Annotated in this window: 14 protein-coding genes; 12 read left to right on the forward strand and 2 right to left on the reverse strand. The window is 39.2% G+C overall.

Annotated elements, in window-relative coordinates:
• The first annotated feature begins 34 nt into the window (after positions 1 to 34).
• The 6 genes from A5875_RS02710 (at position 35) to A5875_RS24085 (ending at position 3,289) form a co-directional block, all read left to right on the forward strand.
• Positions 35 to 250, forward strand: coding sequence for a hypothetical protein (locus A5875_RS02710; RefSeq protein WP_088934615.1), 216 nt, complete (start codon positions 35 to 37; stop codon positions 248 to 250).
• Positions 237 to 1,181 (forward strand): SPFH domain-containing protein, encoded by a 945-nt coding sequence (locus A5875_RS02715; RefSeq protein WP_088932178.1) that lies wholly within the window; start codon positions 237 to 239, stop codon positions 1,179 to 1,181. Before A5875_RS02710 ends, A5875_RS02715 begins: the two co-directional genes overlap by 14 nt.
• 95 nt (positions 1,182 to 1,276) lie before the next feature.
• Positions 1,277 to 1,933: a DNA/RNA non-specific endonuclease gene (locus A5875_RS02720; RefSeq protein WP_088932179.1), complete on the forward strand. Its 657-nt coding sequence runs from the start codon at positions 1,277 to 1,279 to the stop codon at positions 1,931 to 1,933.
• A gap of 126 nt (positions 1,934 to 2,059) precedes the next feature.
• Positions 2,060 to 2,521: a DUF3788 domain-containing protein gene (locus A5875_RS02725; RefSeq protein ID WP_088932180.1), complete on the forward strand. Its 462-nt coding sequence runs from the start codon at positions 2,060 to 2,062 to the stop codon at positions 2,519 to 2,521.
• Between the two features lie 127 nt (positions 2,522 to 2,648).
• Entirely contained in the window at positions 2,649 to 3,044 is a 396-nt protein-coding gene (locus A5875_RS24080) for an LUD domain-containing protein (protein ID WP_254911839.1), read from the forward strand.
• 35 nt (positions 3,045 to 3,079) lie between these two features.
• Positions 3,080 to 3,289, forward strand: coding sequence for a hypothetical protein (locus A5875_RS24085; RefSeq protein WP_254911840.1), 210 nt, complete (start codon positions 3,080 to 3,082; stop codon positions 3,287 to 3,289).
• A 56-nt stretch (positions 3,290 to 3,345) separates the two neighbouring features.
• Here the strand turns inward: A5875_RS24085 and clpP are convergent, their stop codons facing one another.
• Positions 3,346 to 3,939, reverse strand: coding sequence for an ATP-dependent Clp endopeptidase proteolytic subunit ClpP (clpP, locus tag A5875_RS02735; protein WP_088932181.1), 594 nt, complete (start codon positions 3,937 to 3,939; stop codon positions 3,346 to 3,348).
• 295 nt (positions 3,940 to 4,234) lie between these two features.
• Between clpP and A5875_RS02740 the strand changes: the two genes are divergently transcribed.
• The 5 genes from A5875_RS02740 to A5875_RS02760 all read left to right on the forward strand — a co-directional run bounded on the left by A5875_RS02740 (position 4,235) and on the right by A5875_RS02760 (position 9,073).
• Positions 4,235 to 4,750 (forward strand): hypothetical protein, encoded by a 516-nt coding sequence (locus A5875_RS02740; RefSeq protein ID WP_088932182.1) that lies wholly within the window; start codon positions 4,235 to 4,237, stop codon positions 4,748 to 4,750.
• A 70-nt stretch (positions 4,751 to 4,820) separates the two neighbouring features.
• On the forward strand, positions 4,821 to 5,555 hold the full coding sequence (locus A5875_RS02745; RefSeq protein WP_088932183.1) for a glycerophosphodiester phosphodiesterase: 735 nt from the start codon (positions 4,821 to 4,823) through the stop codon (positions 5,553 to 5,555).
• Positions 5,552 to 6,508, forward strand: a complete 957-nt coding sequence (gene miaA / locus A5875_RS02750) for a tRNA (adenosine(37)-N6)-dimethylallyltransferase MiaA (protein WP_088932184.1) — start codon at positions 5,552 to 5,554, stop codon at positions 6,506 to 6,508. Before A5875_RS02745 ends, miaA begins: the two co-directional genes overlap by 4 nt.
• Before the next feature lie 83 nt (positions 6,509 to 6,591).
• Positions 6,592 to 7,836 carry a GTPase HflX gene (hflX, locus tag A5875_RS02755; RefSeq protein ID WP_088932185.1) on the forward strand — a complete coding sequence of 415 codons (1,245 nt, stop codon included), beginning with the start codon at positions 6,592 to 6,594 and terminating at the stop codon, positions 7,834 to 7,836.
• Entirely contained in the window at positions 7,820 to 9,073 is a 1,254-nt protein-coding gene (locus tag A5875_RS02760; protein ID WP_088932186.1) for a methionine gamma-lyase family protein, read from the forward strand. Before hflX ends, A5875_RS02760 begins: the two co-directional genes overlap by 17 nt.
• Positions 9,074 to 9,114: 41 nt before the next feature.
• Here the strand turns inward: A5875_RS02760 and A5875_RS23540 are convergent, their stop codons facing one another.
• Positions 9,115 to 9,288: a hypothetical protein gene (locus A5875_RS23540; RefSeq protein WP_176244605.1), complete on the reverse strand. Its 174-nt coding sequence runs from the start codon at positions 9,286 to 9,288 to the stop codon at positions 9,115 to 9,117.
• Positions 9,289 to 9,479: 191 nt separating this feature from the next.
• Between A5875_RS23540 and A5875_RS02765 the strand changes: the two genes are divergently transcribed.
• The coding region (locus tag A5875_RS02765; RefSeq protein ID WP_141108321.1) for a MerR family DNA-binding transcriptional regulator at positions 9,480 to 9,639 on the forward strand (160 nt) is incomplete at its 3' end.

Here is a 9,639-nt window from a genome sequence, read left to right on the forward strand (position 1 = left end):
GTAAAAAGGGAGGGAGAGTGTATTGGATTATCAAATGCAGAAAACGATGGGGAAATGTTTTCGCAGTAAAGGGTCAAGTATTACTGGAATCATTCGAATCTTGGGTAGTTGGTATGATTATAAAGTAGTCAATGGAACGCCCGAGCCAGAAGATATGCTGGAGGTCATCGACTTTACTAGTCGAGAGTTGTTAGTCGTCATTAATAATACTTTAAAAGAAAGTGATGTGAACTACATTGTTAATATTTAATATCATTCTATTTGTCATTGCGATTGTTGTAATTCTATTTATCCTCAGCCAATTGGTTGTAATTGTGCAGCAAGGGGAAGTCAAGGTTGTTGAAAGTTTTGGTAAATACGTTAAAACGATAGATCCAGGCTTACATTTCTTGATTCCGATTTTATATGTGGTACGTCGTCGAGTTTCTTTAAAACAAACACCGATCCAAATTGAACCTCAGAGCGTAATTACTCGAGACAATGTAATCGTTGAAATCGATGAAGCCATCAAGTATCACGTGACAGATGCTAGAGCTTTTGTGTATGATAATGAAGATTCTGTCACGTCAATGATCCAAGACTGTCAATCCAACTTGCGAGGCATCATCGGTAAGATGGAATTGAACGAGGTGCTGAACGGTACTGAAGAAATTAACGTAAATCTTTATGAGAGTGTAAAAGACATTACGGCTGGCTACGGTCTGTCTATCGACCGGATTAACATTGGGGAAATTTCGGTTTCTGATGAGATTGTTAATTCTATGAATAAGCTAATTACAGCTAGTCGTGATAAAGAGTCGTTGATTACGATTTCTGAAGGGAAAAAACAATCAGTGATTTTGGAATCTGAGGCAAAATCTTCTGAAATGCAGATTGATGCGGAAGCACGAGCACGACAAACAAAGATTGATGCCGATGCACGTGCTGATCGTACTAGAATCGATGCTGCGGCAGAGGCAGATCGGATTGCAAAAATCACTGAAGCTGAAACGGCTCGTATCAAGGAAATCAATAAAGCTATCGCAGAAAGCAATCTAACCGATGAAATGATCGCGTATCTAGGTATTGAAGCCTTTAAACATGTGGTCGAAAACAACGGCAATACTGTGATTATGCCAAGTAATTTGACAGAACTCGGCAACGTTCCGGCAATTAAAGAAATTTGGCAGCAAACAAAATAAACGGATCAGCGTGATGGGAAAAAGAACTTAGGAGTTGAATCACCATCGCAGGAAAAAAACAGGCCCCAAAAATTATTTCAGCAATCGTCGTAGTATTGGCCGGAATATATGGTATTTATTCGCAAGTAATACCGGATAATGAGCCAAACAACGCTACAAAAGAAGTTAATATACAAAAAATTTCAGAAGTTCCAGACTATGATGGCAAGCATCAAACAATCCAGTTGAATCAGAATCAGCCTAATTTTTCTACAGGTGATCTTTCATTAGATAATGGAACATGGACGCGTTTTTCCGACTTGGACAAGTTAAATCGTGTTGGCGCCGCGAATGCAATGTTAGGAAAAGATTTGATGCCGCATCAGGAGCGGGAACGTCTATATGTAAAACCAACAGGCTGGCATCAAAAATTTTATAATGATGAACCGCTGTATAATCGAGCCCATTTGATCGCTTATCAATTCTCCGGTGAAAACAATAATTTAAAGAATTTAATGACAGGTACTGCTTCAATGAATGATCCGGGAATGAATGACCATGAGATTGAAATCGGAAATTATATCCGAAAAACGAATCACCACGTGCGTTATCGCGTAACTCCTTATTTCAAAGGAGATGAATTAATAGCTCGCGGGGTGCAAATGGAAGCACAAAGTATTGAAGACGACCAAATTTCTTTTAATCTTTTTGTATACAATGTCCAAGATGGTATTAAGATTGATTATCAGAATGGTTATTCACAAAAAGAATAGCAAAGAAGTCATCCAAATTTTTATTGGATGGCTTTTTTGTAAAAAAGAGCACTGTTGAACAAGCGAATTGTCTACCAATCACGTATTATAAGATATATCAATTAGTAAAGGAAAGCTGGTGTAACGATGCAATGGAGCGAATTATTTCAAGCTGAGAAGGAACCGACAGAAAAACAAATCACGGAGTTCATTGCGAATCCTTTGTGGCACGAACTCTCAGATCATTTACAATCAACTTATAAGATAAAACCTAAATGTGCTTATAGCGGATGTTCTATGGGAGACGGCTATTGGAAGGGCTGGAACATAAAATTCAAAAAAAGTGGAAAAGCATTATGTACGATTTATCCGAAAGAAGGATACTTTGTTGCAATGGTCTCTTTTAATGCAAAGGAAATGGACGATGCAGACGCATTAATCCAGCTGTGCGATGAATATACTAAGAACCAATATCATCAGGCGAAATCGAGTAAACTTGGAAAATCAATTTCTTTTGAAGTAACCAACGAGAAAATTTTACATGATATCAAAGAACTCGCTGCTCTCAGAGCATATTCCATCAAAAAGAATACGACACAAACCGCCTAAGAAATTTTAGGCGGTTTTTTGTAGTTGCTAATTAGTCTTCAATCACCGAAAATGGAGGAAACATGATAACTTCTATCTTTAAAAGAAATCAAAAATATATAATCAGAATGATTTAAGGAGAGTGAAAATGGCAGAATATTTAAAAGAACGTTACGCAGCTACGGCAGCAAGTTTAAGTAAGAAATTAGTACGGAGAAATTTTCAACCGATTATTTGTCAGAATTTAGAGGAAGCTAAAGAAAGAGCCTTAGAAAAAATTGATCAAAATCAATCTGTTGGTTTCGGCGGCTCGATCACTATAGAGCAATCTGGGATTATCGAAGAATTGTATCAACGCGGTCAAAAAATGATCGATCGAGAGAAAACGACTTCGCCAGAGGAGCGGCATCAAGTCATGAAACAAGCTTTAACAGCTGACTGCTTCTTGACGAGCATTAACGGCATCACCGAAGATGGGGTATTAGTCAATATAGATAGCGTAGGAAACCGTGTAGCAGCGTTAACGTATGGACCTGATAAGTAATTGCTTTTGTCAGTATGAGAAAAGTTTATGGAGATTTGAATACAACAGTGGAAATGGTACGAAGAAATACAGCACCATTAAATGCACATCGTCTAGGTCTTGAAAAGACACCATGCATCAAGAAAGGAACGTGTGGAGACTGTTTACAGGCGGAATGTATCTGCAATACGATTGCAATCACCAGACGCTCAATGGCAAAAGACCGCATTGTGATTTTTTTGATTATTGAAGAAGTTGGCTTGTGAGAGTTCCGTGAACAGATAATAAAAAAACCGAGGAATTCCTCGGTTTTTTTAATAGCTTAGCTTAATGAGCTGCTGTTTTCCATTACTTCATCAATCAAGCCGTAAGCTTTTGCTTCTTCGGCAGTCATGAAGTTATCGCGATCGGTATCACGTTCGATTACTTCGATTGGTTGACCAGTACGCTCAGACAAGATGTTGTTTAAACGTTCGCGAGTTTTTAAGATATGACGCGCAGCAATTTCGATTTCAGTAGCTTGACCTTGTGCACCGCCAAGGGGTTGGTGAATCATAATCTCAGCATTTGGTAATGCAAATCGTTTGCCTTTAGCACCAGCTGTTAATAGGAAACTACCCATTGAAGCGGCCATACCAAGTACGATAGTTTGCACATCAGCTTTAACAAAGTTCATTGTATCAAAAATTGCTAAGCCGGCAGAAACGCTACCGCCTGGTGAGTTAATGTAAAGGTAAATATCTTTTTCAGAATCTTGGGCATCCAAGAAAAGTAATTGGGCGATGATGGTGTTTGCCATATCGTCGTTTACTTGGCCGCTCAACATAATGATGCGGTCTTTTAATAAACGAGAATAAATGTCGTAAGCACGTTCGCCACGAGATGATTGTTCAATGACTGTAGGAACTAAATTCATAGTGAATCCTCCTTAAAATATTGTTCGTAAATCATTTTAGCACAAACAGGGTTAGATTGCTAAAACTTAAGGAAAGTATACAACGTTGGTCAGTTTTGGTCAAATATAAGGCTTCGTTTTTTTAAACGGGTCAAACTATCCTAGAAACATGAAAATATGGTACTATTAATAACGATGATAACAAGATGTCAGATTGCCACATTTTATATTACTTCAGTGGGATGACGAGCGTGTTGAGAATCAATTTTTTTGTGTAGGCAACAATTCCATAAGTATAAAAATAGGAGGGAAAAACGTGGAAATCGCATTTATTGGACTAATCGGCGTATTGATTGGGGCAGGATTAACAGGTCTTGCAGTTTATTTTGTTTTTAAGTATATCGACTTGCGCCATCAACGTGAAAGAGAATTGGAGCATCAAGTTAAAGAAATTGAAACAATTAATCTCTTAAACAAAAAAATTAATGAGATTTTATCCAAACGAAATGTTCTAATGCAGGATTATGTGACATTTAATTCGTTTGATGACTGTTACATTACGATCGACGATTTTATTTATTTGAATTCCTTTGCGGCTCAAAATAATTTTTATTTGCCAAATTATTTGATTGAAGAATTCTTTAAAAACATTTCCCATCGTAAAGTTATTTTATCTCCCGAAGAAACAGTTAAGATCGGTGGATATACTTACAAGGGCGGACGAATTGTTATGGAGACTTTTTCTGAGCAGCTCTTAGAAATCTTGGACGAGAAAAGGCAGCAACTATCTCGTTCGACAAAGCAGCCTTTACGCTATTTCAATGTACAGTAACAGTTTAGAAGAAATTTTGAAAAGCATTTTGACTAGTAAATTTATGTGATTACAAACGAGGTGGTATTAGATGACAGTTATTATTGCTCATCGTGGGAGTGCTGGGACTCATCCAGAAAATACATTGCCTGCCTTCATGGAGGCGGTACGGACAGGTGCAGATGGAATCGAGCTGGATGTCCACCTGACAGCTGATCAGCAGTTAGTTGTCATCCATGATGAGAGCGTTGATCGTACAACAGACGGCAAAGGTTTAATTCGAGAATTAACATTGGAAGAAATAAAAGAGCTAGATGCTGGCAGTTGGTTTGACGAGAAATATCAAGCAACCAAAATATCGACATTGCAAGAAGTTTTAAATTTATTGCTGCAGATGCGTTTCCGCGGCTTTTTATGTATTGAGATCAAAACCAATAAATTTCATTATCCCGGAATTGAGGAAAAAATCTCAGAAGTTATGACGAGCAAGGAATGGCCTTTCACATATTGGTATACAAGTTTCAATATTGATTCTTTGAGAATCATGCATGAATATGAACCAGACAGACAGTATGATTTAATCCAGAAAAACGATTTGGAAAAATATAAGGCTGTTTTAGATATTGATTTTATTGAAGGACTGCACCCGAGTTTTGATTGGGTAAAACAAAATCCTGAAATCGTTAAGAGTTTTAAAAAGTCAATTCGACCATGGACACCCAATCTTTATGAAACCATGATGACTTGCTATGAAAATAATTTGGCTGGTATAATTACCGATTTTCCGGAAAAAGCGATACGCACGAGAAGCAGGTTCAAGCAATGAAGGTAATTGCAATCGTGGGACCGACTGCTGTTGGCAAGACCAGTTTGAGTATTGACTTGGCAAAGAAATTCAATGGAGAGATCATCAGCGGTGATTCCATGCAAGTGTATCGCGGGTTGGATATTGGAACTGCCAAAGTCACGACGGAAGAGATGGATGGAATTGTGCATCATTTGATCGATGTGCGGAATATTGATGAAAGTTATTCTGCTGCTGATTTTCAAAAAGCAGCTAGACAGGCGATTCAGGAGATCAACAATCGGGGCAAGCTGCCGATTATTGTCGGAGGTACAGGTTTGTACATCCAATCGTTATTATGGGATTATAAGCTAGGCAGTGAAGGTGATCCCGAGGATGACTCATTACGAAGGAAATATGAAGCTTTCGCTGAGACCAATGGCAATCAAGCTTTGTGGGAAAAACTACAGGCAGTTGATCCATTAGCCGCAGAGAAAATCCATTATAATAATCGAAAAAAAATGATCCGAGCATTAGAAGTTTTTGAATTGACCGGTCATTCAATCCTCGAACCCAAGGAACAGCCTAGAGAACTTTACGATAGTTTTTTGATCGGCTTAAATACGGATCGTGCTGTTTTATATCAACGAATCAATCAGCGTGTTGATCTAATGGTTGAACAAGGACTCTTAACTGAAGCAGAGAAACTTGCGGAAACGCCTGAGGTTCAGGCGGCCCAAGGAATCGGCTATAAAGAGTTGTTTCCTTATTTTTCTGGCAATTCTTCTTTGGAAGCAGCGCTTGAAGAAGTCAAATTGCACTCACGGCGTTATGCGAAGCGTCAATTGACTTGGTTTCGCAATCGAATGTCCGTTCGTTGGTATGATCTAGTTCAACACCCTAGTACAATTAATGAGATTGAAGAAACTATCGAAAAGTGGCTAGCAGATGTGAAACCAACGCTTCAAACAGATGAAGAAGAGGCAAGCAAATAGGGACTGTTGTGTTATAACTATTAAATCAACAAAGATTCATTATGAATAAAAGACTATATTAATAAATATTAGGAGGAAACGGATTGTCAGAAAGAGTCATTTTAGTCGGCGTCGAGACAGACGAGAGTAAATATAATTATTTAGAATCGATGCATGAGTTGGCGGGACTGACCAAGACGGCTCATGGCGAGATTGTTTTTTCATTAACACAAAAGCGTCCTAAAGTTGATCGTCAAACGATCATCGGTAAAGGGAAAATAGAGGAACTTAGACAGCTTGTTGAGGCACATGAAGCCGATCTTGTTATCTTCAACCATGCATTGTCACCGAGACAAAGCCAGACGGTCGAAACACAGGTGGGGGTTCCGGTGATTGACCGAATTCAATTAATTTTAGATATCTTTGCTCAACGTGCTCGTTCAAAAGAAGGAAAACTGCAAGTTGAACTTGCGCAATTAGATTATTTGTTACCTCGTTTAGTAGGGCAAGGACAGAGCTTGTCGCGTCTTGGTGGAGGAATTGGAACTCGCGGCCCCGGAGAAACAAAGCTTGAAACAGATCGCCGCCACATTCGCCGCCGCATCTCTGCCATCAAAAAAGAACTAAAAGAAGTGGAAGCCCATCGTGAGCGGAGTCGTCAAAAACGTCAACAATCAAGTATTTTCCAGATGGGACTGATTGGCTACACAAATGCGGGTAAATCAACAATTCTGAATCTATTAACGAATGCTGATACGTTTTCTGAAGATCAATTGTTTGCCACCTTGGACCCTTTGACGAAACGTTGGCATTTGCCGCAAGGGATGGAAACGACAATTACGGATACGGTTGGATTTATCCAAGATTTACCGACGCAATTAGTTGATGCATTTCAATCCACCCTGGAAGAAAGCAAAGGGATGGATCTGTTGCTGCATATCGTAGATGCTAGTGCCGAAGATCGCCAGCAACAGGAAAAGACTGTTATCGATTTATTGAAAGAGCTTGAGATGGACGATATTCCAATGCTTACAATCTATAATAAGGCAGATCGGATTGATGAATTTTCCTTCACACCAACATTGTTCCCAAGTGTTTTGATTTCTGCGAAAACAACTAAGGGCAAAGAATTACTGGCTGATGCCATCAAGCAAGAAATCATGAATTTACTGGAACCTTATTTATTGACCCTAAATTCAGATGAAGGGCAAGCATTAAGCGAGATGAAACGCGAGACACTTGTCTTAAGCGAGACTTTTGATGAAGAAAAGGAACAGTATATCGTGCGAGGGTTTGCCAAGAAAAAATCTCTTTGGATTAGGAGAATGGAAGATGAATTGGACGACTGAGCTAGCACCAGAGCTGGTTGGGAAAATTGATAAAGTTGATCAAAAAATTGCTGAACGGCTGCAAGAAATTCGAGAAGTTGCTTTATCGAATCAAGCAAAAGTATTAGCGGCTTTTCGCGAGAACCATGTTTCGGAAAGCCACTTTTTGCCGTCTACAGGTTATGGTAATGACGATCAAGGAAGAGATGTTTTAGAAGCTGTATACGCGCAAACTTTTGGTGCGGAAGCCGCCTTAGTTCGCCCGCAAATCGTTTCAGGAACGCATGCGATTGCTACATCTTTATTTGGGGTATTGCGACCGGGGGATGAGTTGCTTTATATCACAGGTACGCCGTATGATACTTTACTAGAAGTGATTGGCGTACAAGGTAATGGAATTGGTTCCTTCAAAGAGTATAATATTGGCTATGACGAAGTAGGACTTTTAGAAGATGGAAACGTTGACTTCGATGGAGTTAAAGAAAAGATCAATGCTAAAACCAAGGTAGTTGCCATTCAACGCTCAAGGGGCTATGCTTCCAGACCATCGTTTACGATCGAAAAAATCAAAGAGATGTGCGATTTTGTAAAAACTATTGCACCAAATATTGTGATTTTTGTCGATAATTGCTATGGGGAATTTGCGGAGCTGTTGGAGCCGACACAGGTTGGCGCTGATTTGATGGCTGGTTCATTGATCAAGAATCCGGGTGGCGGTATCGCGAAAACCGGTGGTTACATTGTTGGAAGAAAAGAACTGATCGAACGATGTGCTTATCGTTTAACTACACCTGGAGTCGGTGCAGAAGGCGGGGCCATGTTGGACAGCGTTTTTGATATGCTGCAGGGTTTTTTCTTAGCTCCTCATGTAGTGAGTCAGGCGATTCAGGGAGCAATTTTTTCTGCAGCGTTATTGGCAGAATACAATTTAGAATCTACACCGAAGTGGGATCAGCCGCGAACTGATTTGATTCAGTTGATTGATTTTCGCGATCGAGAGAAGATGATCCAGTTTTGTCAGGCAATTCAAAAATATTCACCGATTGATGCTTATGTTGCGCCAATTCCTTCGTATATGGCTGGTTATGAGGATGATATTATTATGGCTGCAGGGACCTTTGTACAAGGAGCAAGCATTGAGTTGAGTGCTGATGGACCGTTGAGAGAACCATACTCATTGTATCTTCAAGGTGGTTTGACCTTTGAGCATGTCAAAGTTGCAGTGACTAATGCTGTGAATGAAGTGTACTATCAATAAAAACAATAAAAAATTCGAAGTCTAAGCGGCTTCGAATTTTTTTACGCTTTTTTAATCTCTATTTCATCCTCATGGAGGAGTAAATCGTGATCATGACTTAAACGTACCAGATAGGTATGGTTAACCTCGTTATGCTTTATAATTACACCAACTAAACCTGCCATTGGATGTTTATTATTTATCTGAACGAATTCACCAAGTTCAAATTTAGACAATTTTACACCTTCTCATTCTTTTTCACCAGTATAACAAATTTTTTTGAACTTAAAACGTTGTTCCAGTGCAGTTTTTTCTAAAAAAACGAACATTCATAAAATCTATGTAAGGAAATCTGACATTAACTCTTGACGAGTGGTCTATGGGGTGGTATCCTTTTTCCAACATCAAAAAACAAGGAGGAGATGTTATGCGGGAAAAAGAATTGCGTCGTTCGCTTGCTGTTTTTCCAATTGGTACAGTTATGAAGTTGACAGATTTGACTGCACGACAAATTCGGTACTATGAGGAACAAGAATTGATCCATCCAGAACGAAGTGAAGGTAACCGTAGGATGTACTCTCTAAATG

This window comes from Enterococcus sp. 3H8_DIV0648 (assembly GCF_002140655.1).
Lineage (GTDB): Bacteria > Bacillota > Bacilli > Lactobacillales > Enterococcaceae > Enterococcus_A > Enterococcus_A hulanensis.

What these genes read in the sequence shown, in the direction of transcription:
- A5875_RS02710 (WP_088934615.1), top strand. Translation starts at nt 35, where the DNA reads ATGCAGAAAACGATGGGGAAATGTTTTCGCAGTAAAGGGTCAAGTATT.
- A5875_RS02725 (WP_088932180.1), top strand. Translation starts at nt 2,060, where the DNA reads ATGCAATGGAGCGAATTATTTCAAGCTGAGAAGGAACCGACAGAAAAA.
- A5875_RS24080 (WP_254911839.1), top strand. Translation starts at nt 2,649, where the DNA reads ATGGCAGAATATTTAAAAGAACGTTACGCAGCTACGGCAGCAAGTTTA.
- clpP (WP_088932181.1), bottom strand. Translation starts at nt 3,939, where the DNA reads ATGAATTTAGTTCCTACAGTCATTGAACAATCATCTCGTGGCGAACGT.
- A5875_RS02745 (WP_088932183.1), top strand. Translation starts at nt 4,821, where the DNA reads ATGACAGTTATTATTGCTCATCGTGGGAGTGCTGGGACTCATCCAGAA.
- miaA (WP_088932184.1), top strand. Translation starts at nt 5,552, where the DNA reads ATGAAGGTAATTGCAATCGTGGGACCGACTGCTGTTGGCAAGACCAGT.
- A5875_RS02760 (WP_088932186.1), top strand. Translation starts at nt 7,820, where the DNA reads ATGAATTGGACGACTGAGCTAGCACCAGAGCTGGTTGGGAAAATTGAT.